Raw genomic sequence first — 15,476 nt, 5'->3', positions numbered from 1 at the left:
TCTCTCCCCTCTTCGACAAACTCCGACAGTATGACAGTCTGCTTTACAGGTGACAAGACAGTAACGTGTGAATCGGCTTTTGCTTCATTTATTCAGCCGCGCAATACAGCTTGAACTAATCCACGCTCTTGAGCGCCTCCAACATGTCTACATGACGCAACCGATGCAATACAACAAAGTAAAGAACGATAACGATGACGGTTATAACAATTGTTGGCACAACAAATTCTATTGCTGATAAAGCAGGATCAAACATCACGTTATCGGGCGGCACCACCCACAACACATATTCGTGAAGTGCCACCCCTACCCCAAATCCGACAAGAACGCCGAGTATCGTGAGGATAATCGTCTCACGATAGATATACATGGTTGTCTCATTGGTGTGAAAACCAAGTACCTTAATTGTCGATAGCTCGCGCATTCGCTCTGAGACATTGAGATTGGTGAGGTTATACATAATGACGACACCGAGCATCGATGCCACAAGAATGAGTACACCCATGATCTTATCGAGTGAATCTACGATGGTTCTCACTTGATTTTGCAGGACAGTGTTCTGTACAACGCCCTTTACACCAGCAAGATCCATAAACTGTGCAGCAGCATTCTCCACACTCTGCGAAGAACGATCTTTGAGTGTGACTAAACTTGCATTTGACGAGTAGGGAGTTCCAAACACCGCTTCATAGGCCTCAGGTGAGAGGAACATGAAGTGTCCAATATACATTTCGGTGATATCGCTAATAACAACTGAGTGTTCGACACCATTATCGTCAGTAAATTCGAGAGTATCGCCCTTCTGCAACCCCAAAAGACTTGCAAGACGCTCAGAAATGACAGCACCATCTTTACTAAGACCTATCCTCTTTCCGGTCGTGCGATCTTCCAGTGATAGATAGTCCGAAAACGATGATGTGTCCTCAGGCACGATAAGGGTTATGTCTTGTCTCTCGCCGTTTTCACCTGCAACTTTAGAAATGCTTTCATAGTGAATAGCAGCGTGATTTTTCACCATCGGATCATCGAGCAGAGCAGTTACTTCATCAGCCTCTTTTGTAGTTGCGCTTGGAGCGTTAGCAACAATAAGGTCGTAGTGAATAATCGAACCAAACTGGCGCGTATCCATCTGCTGAATAGATGCCTGTACACCAAAACCCGTTACCAAAATAGCTACAGCACCCGCTACGCCAAGTATTGTCATAAACATGCGTTGTTTATATCGAAAGAGATTGCGAGCAGTAACTTTATGCGTAAAAGAAAGACGATTCCAAATGGGATGAATGTGTTCGAGCAAAATCTTTGATCCACTTCGTGGAGCTTTAGGAAGCAAGAGTTCCGCTGGCTGAGCACGCAGTTCTCGACGTGCCGCAATCCATGCGGGAAGCACCGAACAGGCAACCGCAAGCACAAGCGCCAAAATCGTAACCTTCGGATAAAAAGCAAGGTGAATGGGCGGTAAGGTAAACGAATGTCCGTATGCACCATAGACAATTAAAGGTAAGAGTGTATGTCCAAGCACAATGCCAATGACAGATCCTGTAATACCTGCGAGTGCACCGTACATTACAAATTTACGAGCTACGTCTGCATCGGAATAGCCAAGCGCTTTGAAGGTACCTGAAATAACGCGCTCCTCATCAACCATACGAGTCATAGTCGTAAGGGTGACAAGCGCCGCTACCAAGTAAAGAAAAACGGGGAAAACGCGCGCAAGGGAATCTATAACCTTCGATATGGTTTCATAGGTGCCATACGCATCCGAACTGGGCGTTTCGCTTCTCGAGTCAACATCATAAACAGGCAACGATAGGCCTGCTATGCGCTCACGCGCATCTGAAAGTTCAGTCTCTGCGTCGCTTATCTTTTTTTCAGCCTCGGGAAGTTCAGTTGTATAGCTATTAAGAGCATTGAGGTATTCCTCTTGCTTGGCATTCAGTTCTTCCGTTGCAGTATCTATCTGCGTTTGTGCCAACAGACTACTTTGCAAAAGCTGATCTTTTCCGGCATGCCAGGAAGCCAGGCCATCCTCGTATGCTTTTAGTCCGGCATTGTATGATGCAACACCCTTCTCATATGCGTCGCGTGCGTTTGCAAGTTCATCTTCTTTTGACTGCAACTTTTCAGTAGACGCATCAAGATAAGCTCGTTTATCAGCAAGTTCTTGCTCATGAGAAAGCAAGTCAGCCTTTCCTGATTCAAGCTGGTTGTGAGTGTCCTCTAATGCCGCACGAGTTGATTCATAGCTTGCTCCAAATGTTGCAAGCTGTTCATAGCTCTCTTTTAATGTGTCGAGTTGCTCGAGCTTTTCTTGCTGCGCGCGCAATTGGGTAAGTTCGTTTTGAACATCCTGATTGTCAGGATCTTGCTTGAGTGTTTCTTCACACTGTTGGATGCCTTGCGCTATTTCATCACGATTGCTGTCCAACACGTTCCAAGCGTCCTGTGTTTCTGAACTATTCCATTGGGCACTAACTGTCTCCCACTGCTCATCATAGAGTTGCTTTGCCGCTTGAAATTGAGTGTTTTTCTCCTCGTACTGCGCTTTTGCAGTCTCGTAAGCCTGACGGCTATCTTCAAGCTGCTGCGATGCCTGGGCATAGGCACTCTCGCCTTCTTCAAGCTGTTCTCTGGCTTCCGACGTCTGTTGCTCTCCATCTGAAATTTGGGCAGCAATATCTTTGAGCTGCTCGTCTGTTCTATCAAGTGTGCGTTTCGCAGCACTGAGTTTTTGCCAGCTCTCATCGAGTTCGTTCTGACTCATAGCTGTTTGTTGCTCAAGAGTATTGCGAGCGCTCTCTATCTGGCTCTGAGCGTTTGAAATGGTAATTGCCGCCTCACCAAGCTGGCGTTCAGCATTACTGAGTTGAGATCGAGCATCATTAACCTCTGCCTGTCCCTCATCAATAGATTGCTGTGCCTCTCCCTTTACTGCTGCAAGTCGTTCACTTGGACGAGCAGCCAAAAGTCGCTCAAGGTCGCTTTTATGTGTTTGGATGCAATCGCGGTAAGCCTTGCTATAGGGATCGAGATGAGCAGTATCGCTATACGATAAGCGCGCCATCATATATACGTCGGAATCAAAGCTTTCCGGAGTTACTACCGCATAGCCTTTGAGTGAGCCCGTACCTGCCGTAGACTGGCCCATGTTCACAATCGAGATAATCTCGGGTGAATTTACAAAACCCACTACCTCAAATTCGTTATCCACAAGCACTGTTTTGCCTGAAATTGAGTCGGGCTTTTCCTGCACTTTAATCGTATCGCCAATCGCATAGGTATCTTGTAAAGCGGCGTCGAGTGCAATTTCTTTTGTCTGAGAAGGCATACGACCATCTACAAGCTCAAATTGAGAGAGATCGCCCGTTTGCGACATCACCCTTATGCTGGTGGTTGTTCCATCAATTGCAACATCTTTGAAGTAGCCATATTCAATATCTGAAGCCCCTGGCGCAGCATCAATTGCCGCCCTATCCTCTTCGTCAAGACCGAGATCGGATATGACAGTTACATCCGCTAAACCCAAGTCATCAAAATATGCTCGTGCTGCCGCGCGCATATCAGGTCCAGCTACAAGGAGCCCCACAAGAGCAAACGACCCAAGCGCCATAAGTCCCACAATAGACAGAAACCTGCCTTTTGAATGCAAAATCGAACGAATAAAATCACGACGTAGTGCCGTTTTGCGTGGCATCTTATCTTGTTGACTACTCATTCGGCGCACCCCTACCACTCAATATCCATTATTTGAGCGGGTTCGGACTGCGTCTCAACAGCCGTAATACGAGCATCATGCATTCGGATAACCCTATTAGCAATAGGTGCAATGGCTGCGTTATGTGTCACGATAATGACGGTTGCTCCCTGCGTACGACTCATGCCTTCAAGTATGCCAAGTACCTGCTTGCCAGTTTGATAATCCAGTGCACCTGTTGGCTCATCACAGAGCAAGATTTTTGGATTTTTAGCAACTGCACGCGCTATAGCAACACGTTGTTGTTCTCCACCTGACAATTGTGCAGGGAAATTATTAAGACGATCAGCCAACCCTACATTGGCAAGTGTTGTGGCAGGATCCGCGGCATGACGAACAATCTGGGAAGCCAGTTCCACATTTTCGAGGGCTGTAAGATTTGGCACCAGGTTGTAAAACTGAAAGACGAACCCCACATCAGTACGGCGATAGTCTGTTAGCTGTCGCGTGGAATAGGTAGCAATATCTGAGCCATCCACCACTACGCTGCCTTCGCTTGCTTTATCCATCCCGCCTAAAATGTTTAACAGGGTAGATTTACCAGCACCCGAGGCACCTAAAATAACAACAAGCTCCCCTTTTTCAATCTCAAAGGACACATCGTTGTTGGCTACTATTTCCGTATCTCCACTCTGATAACGCTTATATTCGTGGCTCACTTCAATAAAGGCCATTGCTCCCCCGTGCTCATTAAATAAACAACGTGTTGATTATTATTTGTTGTAGGATTCTACCCATCACCTCGGAGCTCTTTTTCTTCATGAGCTCTGAAGTGCACAACTTTTGTCAAACTGTTGATTCATACGTGAAAAGGCCTGGACTATGCCAGAAAAGAGAGTTCGCACAACTCAAACAAGACTTCGGATTAAGCAGGCATTTACTGAGCTTGTGTCAGAAAAAGGATTCAGCGCCATTACGATAAGTGACATCTCTCGACGTGCTGGCATTAATCGCGGTACCTTTTACCTGCATTTTGTCGATAAAAATGACCTTCTTGAACAACTTGAAGAAGAAACTATTAAGGATTTGGCAAACATCCTGCTCACCCCTCTGCCAGCACCAGCCAACACTGATTCCGATGATATTTTTCCTTTCGAAGTCTTAAGGGATGCACTGAGGTATGTCGTTAATGACTTCGCATTTATCTCTGCAATTGCAGGAAAGGGAGGGGATCCTCAATTTTCTGAGAAGTTTAAGCGTCTTATCGACGGACTGATGGAACAGGGACTTTGCAGAGCGCATATTGCTATCGCCGGAAACGCTATTTATCCCGCCTCGTATGCTCGAGAGATAGCACTCAGCCATGTAATGGCAATCATAGAACTCTGGATACGGCGGGGCTGCTCAGAAGATCCTGAGCAAATTGCCCGCATGATTTGTGATACGCGACACGTTCGCTTCGATGATCTTTTAGACCGATAAGACCTTTTATTGCGCTTGAAACCGAATGATATCGGCAAGTCTTTCCGTATGAAAAACACGCTCTGTCGCGCCGGCATACTCTTTAATTGAACGAGTCTTTCTCACGGTTCGATGCACGGCACGTGGATCTGAAAACGCATATTTGGCATAGCACCACCACTCTTTCATGCGAAAGACTGCGTTTCCACCCATCTCTTCCATATACGCTTGAAAGAGTCTGTTGTGAAAATGTTCAAGTTCATCGATTGAAAGCGTGGCGCCACCATTCCATTCTCGTAGTAAAGCTGGGTTGGTGAGAATGCCACGACCAAGCATGATGTGACGAGTTCTCGGATAGGCACTCAACAAGGCAGTTATTTCATCAGAGCTGAAGATGTCTCCGTTATATGCCACAGGAAATGTTGTTTGTTCAAGCGTTTTTCCATAGAGGCGCTGCCGTGGAACACCCTTATAGCCATCCTTTTGAACACGAGGATGAACTATCAGTTCTGTAAGCGGGAATTTGCAATACAGATCGAGAATCTTTTCGTATTCTTCGTCGCTTGAAACGCCCACGCGTGTTTTTACTGATACAGGAAGACAAGACTTGGTGCAGACGTTATCCAAAAAAGTCGAAAGCTCGTCCAAGTTTTGGAGAAAACCCGAGCCCTTACCTTTGGCAACAACTGTTCCTGAAGGACACCCCAGATTGAGATTTACTTCCGTAAACCCCATTTCAGAAAGTAGCTGCGCCGCCCAGACAAACTCATCGGCATTCTTTGTAAGCAGCTGAGGGATAACGGTTAGATCTTGGCGATAAGCACTATCAAGTTCTTTCGCTGCACGCTTGCCAAATGAAGAGCCTACACGAGGCGGAGCAAGAAACGGTGTGTAGTACCGATCGAGTTTTTCAAAGCATTCCGCCTGAACTTTTCGATAGACATGTCCCGTAAGCCCCTCCATAGGAGCCAGCGAGAAAATCATTGAGTAATCCCTCTTTTTTTCAAACAAGCGAACAACAAAAAAGTACGTAAATTATAGGTCATTTCGATACGATATGAATTCGTGTTTATGCACAATGCTTCTCACCATAATTTGACTTCTCAAAAGTAATAAAAAGATAGTAATGAGACGCACGTCATAATCGTTATAGAAAACGTATCTTGGTAAATCTATTTATGTCTTATCTATCAAAGTATTGCTGATCGCACTTTCAGTCTCTTCAACCTCAATTCTGGTGTTATCGCAGGTCGAAATGACCTTATTGATAGCGATCTATCACTCTATTCACCGAGGAGATTTACCATCCACTGAATATTTATTCACATTTCGGATACAAGTAATCCAACTTTCCTCCACAAGCGCCTGTGGTCCTACCACAGACGAGAAGGGAGCGTCCCTATGTGTACGGGCATCCGCTTCACTGATAAAAACGGCGCAATGTATTTCGGAAGGAACCTGGACTGGACCCAGGGGTACGGAGAGAAGGTGGTTGTAACACCTTCGGCAGCAAAAGTTCCAACGGCCTTCGAGCGTCCTGAAGACCTTGCAAATGGCCATACCGTAATGGGCATGGGCATAATCGTGGAAGGCATTCCCCTCTACTTTGACTGCGGCAATGATGCAGGCCTAGCGGTCGCAGGTCTCAACTTTCCCCAAAGCGCACACTACGCCGCTGGCCCAGTAGATGGTACCACCAACGTTGCAGCTTATGAAATCCCCTATTGGGTGGCACGAAACTTCTCAACACTTGATGAGCTCAGAGCAGCACTCGAACATACAACCGTCGTAGCTAAGCCCGTAAACGAGCAGCTACCAGTAGCCAATCTCCATTGGCTTGTCGGCGACGCAACGGGCAGCCTGGTTATTGAGTGCATGGCAGATGGTCTGCATGTTTGGGAAGACGATGTAGATGCACTCACCAACGAGCCTGACTTTGGTTGGCATCGCCAGAACCTGCGCAACTACCTCATGATGGATGAGGGTATGCCCGCACCGGCTACATGGGATCGTGCTGAACTCAAGCCCTTTGGCTCAGGCGGCGGTGTTCAAGGTATGCCTGGCGACTATGGTGGACCAGCACGCCTTGTACGTGCAGCATATGTGAATGCGCACTACCCCGTTCAAGATGGCGAAAAAGCTAACGTAACTCGTCTTTTCCGTACACTCGGTGCATCCGCAGTACCTGTTGGTGTGGCCAAGATGGCCAATGGCGACTACGAGAAGACGCTCTATACAAGCTGCTTTTCTGCTGCTTCCATGACTTACTATCACGCTACTTATGATGACCCCACTATTCATGCATATCCACTTGCCGCTTGCGATCTGAGTGCCACCGCACCATTTATCGCTACTGCTGCTTAGTCATTCATAGGGTCCCATACACTATTTATCAAATTCCGGGATTATTACCCGGCGAAGGGAGTGCTCATGAATCGCACGACCTCTGCCTCCTCAGCTACACCCGCGGCAGCTTCTGCTGCTGCGGCTAAGTCCTCGTCTGGAGCAGGTAAAGAGAAGTTTCTTGTACTGCCTATTGTTATCCTCATTCTCGCGCAGATGGGCACCACCGGTGACAACGGCGCGCTTTCGCTTGCGGCATCGGCACTGACAAAAGATCTCGGGGCTACCACCTCGGATATTCAGCTTGCCAACATGATTTACCCACTGGTCGGCGGCTCGTTCATGATCGCCGGCGGCCTCGCCGGCACCATGATCGGCTGGCGCAAGACCTTCCGTATTGGCGCCTTGCTTGCTGCCATAGGTGAGATTGCGTTGGCGCTTTCCCCCAACATGATGTTCTTCATCTGGGTTGGCCGTGTACTTGTCGGCTTGGGCGCGAGCTTCCTTGTTCCATCCCTCCTCGGCATTATCCCCTTCATTTATCACGGTGCCAACCGTACCGTTGCCTTTGGCTGCATCGGTGCTGCCTCCGGTCTTGCTGCCGTACTACCACTCATTTTGGGTGTTGTTATGCAGCTAGCGGGCATGCGCATAACTTTCTTTGTACTCGCCCTCTACTTCATCGGTGTCGTTGTGCTCTCGCTTGGTCTACCTAAGTTTGACCAGCAACCCGAGAAATCTCACTTTGATGCCATTGGCGTAGGGCTTGCCGCTATGGGATTCTTCTGCATGCTTATCGGCCTCTCGAGCATCTCGAGCTGGGGTCTCATCAAGCCGATGCGCACCGCTCCGTTCACACTCTTTGGCATCTCGCCCGCAATCCCGCTTGTTGTACTAGGCATCCTTATTCTTATCGTGCTTGTAAAAGTAGAGGCAGGCGAGGAGAAGCGTTATGGCCTCGTAGTCCTTCCGCGTTCGTTTATTACCACAAAGCAGGTACTCGCCGGCCTGGTAGCCAACGCACTTATGTTCTTCTTCATGGGGGCTCAGTCGATCCTCATGTCCCCGTACCTGCAACTCGTTGCTGACTGGACACCAATCGATGTCGGCGTTATCTCTATCGTGACCGGCTTGCCCACCTTCGGACTTGCCCTTGGTATTCCAAAGCTCTTCCCCAAGGCCAATCCACGTCATGTAATTCAGATAGGATATGTAGCAATGGCGTTGGCACTGGGCTGCATGGCTTTCTCGGTTACCCTCGATGGTGCAAACCGCATCGGTGTTTACCTCGGAGCATTTTTGGCTGGTGTTGGTGCAGGTACCGTTTCGTCTCATGCAAGCAACATTGTTGCCCTTGCGGTTAACGACCGTGATGCATCACAATCCGGCGGTATTCAGAGCACCATGCGTAATGTTGGTCAGGCCCTAGGTGTAGCACTCCTTGGTGCAGTTCTTATCTTCGGAATCAGCTCCACCCTGCATAACGAGATGGCTGCCGACCCGGCAATTTCGCCCGATGTTGCTCAGCAGGTCTCTGAACTTACCATCAATCTTGGAAGTAATACAGAATTTGAGCATGAGATCGCCAATATTAAAATGGACGATTCTGAACGTGCCAAGCTGGTAGATCTGGAAGCTAAGGCTCGCTTCGATTCAACACGTGTAGCCTATGGTGCAGGTATCGTTATCGTACTGCTCGGATTACTTACCACGCCGTGGATCACAACTCTTTCGAGAGATTCAAAGCCTGCACCGAGTGCACAGGTAGCCAAGGCATCTCCATCAGGGTCTCAGCCAAAGCATCCTCAAAGCTAGCGCACCACATTAACGAGCTCTCCTTTTTCCCGCAGGACATGGTTTCACAATTGAGACCATGTCCTGTTCCTTATTACTTATTAACGTGACGTTCCAAAAGGTCAGTCAACTCAACGAGCTCAGCTTCAGTAAGGTCATTTTTATCCACAAGAATGACTCTGTTGTCACCACGTTTGAGGTAGAGATATTGTCCCATAGAACCACACTCGACAAAGGAATCCCAGTAGCAAAGGCTGCTACCTACCTGTGACTCGATATGCACACCATCCTCATCAAAGATGTATTCGACATCGCCGGAACGGAATGCTTTATCTATGAGACGTTCTGATCTTCTTAGTACAAAGCGCTGGAATGCCTTGGTCTTAAGACCCAAAAGCAATCCTGCAACACCGACAATAAGAAATACAATGCCTTGAAGTTGTTCTTTCCCAGCCAGCATTAACATTACGCCGCATATGATCAGCAGTACGCCCATTATTACTAACAGCGGCCCAGAAATACGACGACGTCGCACGTTGCCAGGGCTCATCAAAGCTATCTCAACTGCCGCATCCTTCTTCTCTTCACTTAGATTCATGCGATAGCTAACCATGGATCATCCTCTCCAGTTAATCTTCCAACGATTGTAGAGGCTCGAGAGATGTCTAAGAACATGCATTTGGTTATTTACAGAGCTCTTCTCACCTTTTCAAACCAGCAAGGATCTTTCCTGCTCAAGACGGGTATATGAACAGAAACAATCATAGGGGGAACTCATGTCAAGCCAGCTTACCAAGCGAGCGCTTGAGGAGTCACTCAAGCATCTCTTGCTCAAAAAGCCCCTCAACAAAATTACAATCACTGATATAACCGATGACTGTGGTATCAGTCGTATGACGTTTTATTATCACTTTCAGGACATCTACGATCTGGTTGAATGGTCGTGTGCAGAGGATGCCGCTCGAATTATTGCCGGCAATAAAACTGCAGATACCTGGCAAACAGGACTTCTCAATATTTTCCTTGCCTTACGAGATAATAAGTCTTTCATCATGAACGTCTACCACAATATGGATCGCGATCAGATGGAGCGGATCTTTTTTCCAGTGGTGCACAACCTTGTACGAGATGTGGTAGACGAACATGCAGCGAAAAGATACGTGCATGAACAGGATAAAGACTTTATTGCAAATTTTTTTGCACACGCCTTTATCGGAACGGTGCGAGATTGGATTGCTCGAAGTATGAAAGACAGTCCTGAAGTACTCGTACAAAATATCGCTATCATTTCGGATGGTTCTATCGAGACAGCACTTGACCGCTTCGAAATCCCTGGTGGCTATATCGCAGGAAGCGATAGTAATATTCCGGATCAGTCCACGGCACTATAGCTGAATGCATTCACCGCATACATCAAATCTCTCTTCTTGTCCATCTATACAATGCAGTCTGTTTGATAAGGAACTGTACAGAGCAACCGTTCTGTCCATGGCGCACCGACCGTTGCAGCTTCACCATAAAAAGAGATGCATCGGATACGCCCGATGTGCACGTACGAAAGGTGTGGCCATGTACTATTCAAGCGGAAACTACGAAGCGTTTGCTCGCCCCAAGAAACCTGAAGGTATCGAGCACAAAAGCGCTTATATTGTTGGCACGGGCCTAGCAGCACTCTCCGCTGCATGCTACCTCGTGCGCGACGCCCAAATGCCTGGGAAGAATATTCACATCTTTGAAAAGGACAGCGTGCCCGGAGGTGCCTGCGACGGACTAGACATTCCCGGAATCGGCTATGTTATGCGCGGCGGTCGAGAGATGGATAATCACTTCGAAGTCATGTGGGATCTGTTTCGCTCCATCCCCTCCATCGAGACGCCTAATATCTCTGTTCTGGACGAATACTACTGGCTCAACAAGGAAGACCCCAACTATTCACTCTGCCGTGCAACGAAAGATCGCGGGCATGACGCTGGGTGCGAAGGAAAATTTGGCCTCTCTGACAAGGCAGCTATGGAAATCATGGAGCTCTTCTTCACCCCAGACGAGAAGCTCTATAACCGTCCTATCACCGATTTCTTTGATGACGAGGTGCTCTCCTCCAACTTCTGGATGTACTGGCGCACTATGTTCGCGTTCGAGAACTGGCACTCCGCACTCGAGATGAAGCTTTACATCAAACGCTTCATCCACCACATCGCAGGACTGCCGGACTTCTCAGCATTGCGCTTCACCCGGTACAACCAGTATGAGTCGATGATTCTGCCGCTCGTTGAGTACCTCAAGACCGCCGGCGTACAGTTCCATTTCAATACAAAGGTCGAGGATATTCAGTTCACTATCGGAGGCGGCAAAGGACCAGAGCGCGCTCGCACTGGCACTGGTCAGGATACTATTCAGCGTATGCAGCAGGCAGCGTTTCCGCGCAATCCGTACAGCACACCCGTGAAGAAGACCGCAACCTGCATTGTGCTGAATGAAACCAACGCCGACGGAGACGCCGTTACCACAACAATTGACCTTACCGAGGATGACCTTGTCTTCATCACCAACGGTGGCTGTGTTGAGAACTCCACCATGGGAGCACAGGATAAGCCTGCTGCTTGGAATCCTGAGATTAAAGCCGGTGGTGGTTGGGATATGTGGCGTCGCATTGCGGCTCAGGATCCCAGCTTCGGCCATCCCGATGCTTTCTGCGGCGATCCGGAGAAGTCCAAGTGGATGAGCGCCACAGTAACAACCTTCGACGGCGAGATTCCGCCCTACATCCAGGCCATCTGCAAGCGCGACCCCTTCTCCGGACACGTGGTTACAGGAGGCATTGTAACCTGCACCGATTCCAACTGGCTCATGAGCTGGACGCTTAACCGTCAGCAGCAGTTCCGTGACCAGCCCAAGAACGAGCTCTGCGTCTGGGTATATGGTCTGTTCCCAGACAAGCCAGGTAACTTCGTGAAGAAGCCCATGCGCGAATGCACCGGTGAAGAGATCTGCCAAGAGTGGCTCTACCACCTGGGAGTCCCTGAGGAGCGCATTCCTGAGCTTGCTGCAAACCATGCCAACACAGTGCCAGTTATGATGCCCTACATTACGGCATTCTTTATGCCACGCGCCGCAGGCGACCGACCCGACGTAGTGCCCGACGGCGCAGTGAACTTTGCCTTTATCGGCCAGTTCGCTGAGACACCACGTGACACCATCTTCACTACCGAATACTCCATGCGCACCGGCATGGAAGCCGTTTACACGCTCTGCGACGTAGACCGCGGTGTACCTGAGGTGTGGGGCAGCGTCTTCGATGTGCGCGACCTGCTTATGGCAAGTGTGAAACTGCGCGACGGCAAGCCCATCACCGACATGAAGCTCGGTCTCATCGAGCGCTTTGCCCTCAAGGAGGCGCTTAAGAAAATCGAAGACACTGATGTTGAGAACGTTCTGAAGGAGTTTGGGGCCATTTAGTAAGTTCGGCTTATATCGGCTAATCATCGGCGCATGGCAGGGTTACTCTTTCCCCGCCATGCGCTATGCCATTTCATATAGTTTCTCAATAAACCTGCCCGGTACCATTGTAGAAATACGCTCCTACACACCTGATGCGAATCATGCATTGTTGTGTATAAACTCAAGAACGGAGATGACCGTGGACACCGCCTACCTCGATGCCCTACCTGCAATTCATTCCAATCTCGATTCTATGTTGGCCGATGGAGAAAAAGTTGTTTTTGTAACCAAGCTCTCCTGCTTTGGAACCGAGACTGACGCGTTTCTCGGTGGACATATGTCCAAGCTATATCTCACAAACAGACGGATTGTTGCCGATAATGCCGCAGGTTTGTGGAGTGTTGATCTTCTCACAGATATTGCGAGCTGCGAGGTCTCTGAAAACGGGATACCTTTCTTTAAGTCGACAGTAGTCTGCGTCAGCCTGAACAAAGAGCTTGTCTACGGTAACGGACAAGGAACACTACAGGGCTTTCGGTTCTACTTCAAAAAGAAAAAGGATGCCGAGCGCTTCGTAGCTCTTGTGAGGGCAGTCTTGGACTAACGAGGTATGTCACTCTCTTACATCACGGGTTGGCGGATAACGGTTCTGAGTAACTCAGGCTTGGTTCTACGGGGATCCCCGAGGTAAATCTCATGATGGAGGCGGATTGAAGGCACATTGCCAGCACAATCGAGAGCATTGAGGACATCCTCAGGTTCAAGACCGTCTGCCGAAGCTGTATCAGGCTGCAGTCCTTGACACTCTATGAATTCCGCCAGGTCAGCAATTGTAGCGGGCTCATCATCGTAGGCGCCTTTGTGCATGATCTGAGCACACAGGCCCTCGGAGAAGCGGATGAGTCTGAGTTTCTCACTCTTGATTTCCCCGGCGAGCTCGGGTTTCTTCTGCATCATCATCTGGCAGATGCGTTCGAAATCCTCAAGCGTCACAAAATCCGGCTGCCGGATAAGAGACACCCATCTGAAAGCACTCTTATCACCGACGTGAGACCCATTAAACATGCCAGTCTCACTCCACCAAAAGCCTTCTAAGGGCGGGACCACGAAATCGAAGTATCCATCAGGCTGCCAATCACCCTTCTTCGACATCTTGACAGTGTAGGAGAAGCTATACAGCAGATTAAGTGCAATTTGGTATGCGCCACTCCCCTCGTTAGGATCTCCTTCGCCGGCAACAGCAACAAACGTCATTGCAGGAACTTCAATGATCGAGGGTTTATGCTTGGGGAGATACAGACTCTTGTACTCTTTCTTGAAGTCGTAAGCCATCTGATCCTCCTTCATTGAAGACGATGCCAACATTATCCCATAGGGAACATATGTTCGCAATAAGGTGATGACAAATAACTGAATCATTGGCCTTACGGAGGCTATAAAGGCTCCAGAAACATCAAGCTTTCAAACCTTACAGCGAAGACCTAAGAGTCAACTCGAAGCGTTCCACTTGGCATGCAATAGCGGCTCATCATTCCCGCTATCTCATCGACCGAATCCTCGCACTCGTGCTGTATCCACTCCTCAAGCACCGACATGAGGCCTCCTAGGTAAAAATGCATGAGATAAGGCCGCTCGCACTCGGGAACTTGGAATCGGTCCAGAATCGGCTCAATCAGGTGGTGTTCCAGAGCCTCATACGCCTCACTCAACCTGAGACCGGAGCTGTTTTTGACGAACGCAGAGATGAGCTTTCTGTTGTTCCGCACGAACTCGAGGTAGGGGCCAAGATACTCAAAGGTGACCAGGTAGAGATCTTTGGCCGGAGCAGCTGCCAGTCGTTCGAAGGTCATCTGCTCGCGCGACGCACCGAGATGATCGCGGAACCGCAAGAAGACGAGATGCACGCTCTCCTCGACGAGCTCGGCGAACGACTCGTAGTGCAGGTAGAACGTTGACCGACTTACCCCGGCACGGGAGCAGATTTCCTTGACCGTTACGAACTCAAGGTCTTTCTCACCTAAAAGGTCGAGAAATGCCTCGTCCATGAGCTCGGCAGTTTCGAAGTACCTGCTATTTCGTTGTGCCATGAGACCCCCTACGGCCCGACCTTCTCAGCCCTGCCGGCAGCTCGAATCAGGCTCACCCCCCACGGCGGCGCACGGACGCATGAATCGCCTGCGCGAAGGCGAGAAACGTGTACGTCGCCTGCGAGATTACCACGATCCGGTTTCCACCGGCATTATGGAACAACACCGCCCAAGACATCCGAGGAGTCCTGAAACCCTGCGGGACATCCCCATATCCACCTTACTCCGCAACCTGAGACGCGAGACGCATGATATCAGCTGCATAGCGTCGCCTACCATTCTCGAGAATGCGGCGATAGATCGGGTAATTCACACCCGCCATAACAAGGCCGATAATGCCAACAATCACACCAATCCCTGTCACGAGCACACTACCCCCGCCGATCACACCCATCGAAAGGCACATCCCCACGCCCATGACGAGAGCCGCAACGATTCCAAACGTATACGTGAAGATGGATGCTGGAAGCTTTGCACGGCGATCGAGTTTCCTAAGAGCAACCACTTTGCTGGTATCCTTAGGCGCGTACTCAGCAGCGAGTTGCTCCGCATAGGCTTTGTCTGTGTTCATTTCTTCTCCCCTGTTTGGTCATCTTGTTGACAATCCCATTACAGCGCGAACCAGCATTTGGGAGAAGAGCACGGACGGATATCTGTGT

Annotated in this window: 13 protein-coding genes; 6 read left to right on the top strand and 7 right to left on the bottom strand. The window is 49.2% G+C overall.

The annotated features are described in order from the left end of the window. Nucleotides 1-115 precede the first annotated feature (115 nt). Both ACQY6Y_RS04865 and ACQY6Y_RS04860 read right to left on the bottom strand, forming a co-directional pair. The gene (locus ACQY6Y_RS04865; protein WP_428379185.1) at nt 116-3,715 is read right to left on the bottom strand and encodes an FtsX-like permease family protein; all 3,600 of its coding nucleotides are present in this window, start codon (nt 3,713-3,715) and stop codon (nt 116-118) included. Nucleotides 3,716-3,726: 11 nt separating this feature from the next. Continuing rightward, nucleotides 3,727-4,428, bottom strand: coding sequence for an ABC transporter ATP-binding protein (locus ACQY6Y_RS04860; protein ID WP_428379184.1), 702 nt, complete (start codon nt 4,426-4,428; stop codon nt 3,727-3,729). 148 nt (nt 4,429-4,576) lie between these two features. Between ACQY6Y_RS04860 and ACQY6Y_RS04855 the strand changes: the two genes are divergently transcribed. After that, nucleotides 4,577-5,176 carry a TetR/AcrR family transcriptional regulator gene (locus tag ACQY6Y_RS04855; protein ID WP_428379183.1) on the top strand — a complete coding sequence of 200 codons (600 nt, stop codon included), beginning with the start codon at nt 4,577-4,579 and terminating at the stop codon, nt 5,174-5,176. A gap of 6 nt (nt 5,177-5,182) precedes the next feature. Here ACQY6Y_RS04855 and ACQY6Y_RS04850 read toward each other — a convergent pair whose 3' ends face one another. Beyond that, nucleotides 5,183-6,139: a tRNA dihydrouridine synthase gene (locus ACQY6Y_RS04850; protein ID WP_428379182.1), complete on the bottom strand. Its 957-nt coding sequence runs from the start codon at nt 6,137-6,139 to the stop codon at nt 5,183-5,185. A gap of 417 nt (nt 6,140-6,556) precedes the next feature. Here ACQY6Y_RS04850 and bsh point away from each other — a divergent pair, with 417 nt between their 5' ends. Both bsh and ACQY6Y_RS04840 read left to right on the top strand, forming a co-directional pair. After that, on the top strand, nt 6,557-7,519 hold the full coding sequence (gene bsh / locus ACQY6Y_RS04845) for a choloylglycine hydrolase (RefSeq protein ID WP_428379181.1): 963 nt from the start codon (nt 6,557-6,559) through the stop codon (nt 7,517-7,519). Nucleotides 7,520-7,585: 66 nt separating this feature from the next. Beyond that, nucleotides 7,586-9,313 (top strand): MFS transporter, encoded by a 1,728-nt coding sequence (locus tag ACQY6Y_RS04840; protein ID WP_428379180.1) that lies wholly within the window; start codon nt 7,586-7,588, stop codon nt 9,311-9,313. Between the two features lie 73 nt (nt 9,314-9,386). Here the strand turns inward: ACQY6Y_RS04840 and ACQY6Y_RS04835 are convergent, their stop codons facing one another. Next, on the bottom strand, nt 9,387-9,905 hold the full coding sequence (locus tag ACQY6Y_RS04835; RefSeq protein ID WP_428379179.1) for a YcxB family protein: 519 nt from the start codon (nt 9,903-9,905) through the stop codon (nt 9,387-9,389). Between the two features lie 163 nt (nt 9,906-10,068). Here ACQY6Y_RS04835 and ACQY6Y_RS04830 point away from each other — a divergent pair, with 163 nt between their 5' ends. The 3 genes from ACQY6Y_RS04830 (at nt 10,069) to ACQY6Y_RS04820 (ending at nt 13,334) form a co-directional block, all read left to right on the top strand. Beyond that, nucleotides 10,069-10,683, top strand: a complete 615-nt coding sequence (locus ACQY6Y_RS04830) for a TetR-like C-terminal domain-containing protein (RefSeq protein ID WP_428379178.1) — start codon at nt 10,069-10,071, stop codon at nt 10,681-10,683. A gap of 178 nt (nt 10,684-10,861) precedes the next feature. After that, nucleotides 10,862-12,748 (top strand): oleate hydratase, encoded by a 1,887-nt coding sequence (locus ACQY6Y_RS04825; protein WP_428379177.1) that lies wholly within the window; start codon nt 10,862-10,864, stop codon nt 12,746-12,748. Between the two features lie 181 nt (nt 12,749-12,929). Continuing rightward, nucleotides 12,930-13,334 carry a hypothetical protein gene (locus ACQY6Y_RS04820; RefSeq protein WP_428379176.1) on the top strand — a complete coding sequence of 135 codons (405 nt, stop codon included), beginning with the start codon at nt 12,930-12,932 and terminating at the stop codon, nt 13,332-13,334. A 17-nt stretch (nt 13,335-13,351) separates the two neighbouring features. On the opposite strand, the gene ACQY6Y_RS04815 is transcribed toward ACQY6Y_RS04820, so the two are convergent. The 3 genes from ACQY6Y_RS04815 to ACQY6Y_RS04805 all read right to left on the bottom strand — a co-directional run bounded on the left by ACQY6Y_RS04815 (nt 13,352) and on the right by ACQY6Y_RS04805 (nt 15,388). Next, nucleotides 13,352-14,062: a GyrI-like domain-containing protein gene (locus tag ACQY6Y_RS04815; protein WP_428379175.1), complete on the bottom strand. Its 711-nt coding sequence runs from the start codon at nt 14,060-14,062 to the stop codon at nt 13,352-13,354. Nucleotides 14,063-14,211: 149 nt separating this feature from the next. Beyond that, nucleotides 14,212-14,817, bottom strand: coding sequence for a TetR/AcrR family transcriptional regulator (locus tag ACQY6Y_RS04810; protein WP_428379174.1), 606 nt, complete (start codon nt 14,815-14,817; stop codon nt 14,212-14,214). Between the two features lie 220 nt (nt 14,818-15,037). Next, entirely contained in the window at nt 15,038-15,388 is a 351-nt protein-coding gene (locus ACQY6Y_RS04805; protein ID WP_428379173.1) for a hypothetical protein, read from the bottom strand. Nucleotides 15,389-15,476: the final 88 nt, after the last annotated feature.

Source organism: Olsenella sp. Marseille-QA0557, assembly GCF_965119725.1.
GTDB lineage: Bacteria > Actinomycetota > Coriobacteriia > Coriobacteriales > Atopobiaceae > Coprovicinus > Coprovicinus avistercoris.
This window is presented reverse-complemented; position numbering and strand designations above follow the sequence as displayed.

Bases quoted from the DNA above. Each gene is read 5' to 3' on its own strand.
- ACQY6Y_RS04805 (WP_428379173.1), bottom strand. From the start codon at position 15,388: ATGAACACAGACAAAGCCTATGCGGAGCAACTCGCTGCTGAGTACGCG.
- ACQY6Y_RS04830 (WP_428379178.1), top strand. From the start codon at position 10,069: ATGTCAAGCCAGCTTACCAAGCGAGCGCTTGAGGAGTCACTCAAGCAT.
- ACQY6Y_RS04815 (WP_428379175.1), bottom strand. From the start codon at position 14,062: ATGGCTTACGACTTCAAGAAAGAGTACAAGAGTCTGTATCTCCCCAAG.
- ACQY6Y_RS04825 (WP_428379177.1), top strand. From the start codon at position 10,862: ATGTACTATTCAAGCGGAAACTACGAAGCGTTTGCTCGCCCCAAGAAA.
- ACQY6Y_RS04865 (WP_428379185.1), bottom strand. From the start codon at position 3,715: ATGAGTAGTCAACAAGATAAGATGCCACGCAAAACGGCACTACGTCGT.
- ACQY6Y_RS04840 (WP_428379180.1), top strand. From the start codon at position 7,586: ATGAATCGCACGACCTCTGCCTCCTCAGCTACACCCGCGGCAGCTTCT.
- bsh (WP_428379181.1), top strand. From the start codon at position 6,557: ATGTGTACGGGCATCCGCTTCACTGATAAAAACGGCGCAATGTATTTC.
- ACQY6Y_RS04855 (WP_428379183.1), top strand. From the start codon at position 4,577: ATGCCAGAAAAGAGAGTTCGCACAACTCAAACAAGACTTCGGATTAAG.
- ACQY6Y_RS04860 (WP_428379184.1), bottom strand. From the start codon at position 4,428: ATGGCCTTTATTGAAGTGAGCCACGAATATAAGCGTTATCAGAGTGGA.
- ACQY6Y_RS04835 (WP_428379179.1), bottom strand. From the start codon at position 9,905: ATGGTTAGCTATCGCATGAATCTAAGTGAAGAGAAGAAGGATGCGGCA.
- ACQY6Y_RS04810 (WP_428379174.1), bottom strand. From the start codon at position 14,817: ATGGCACAACGAAATAGCAGGTACTTCGAAACTGCCGAGCTCATGGAC.
- ACQY6Y_RS04850 (WP_428379182.1), bottom strand. From the start codon at position 6,139: ATGATTTTCTCGCTGGCTCCTATGGAGGGGCTTACGGGACATGTCTAT.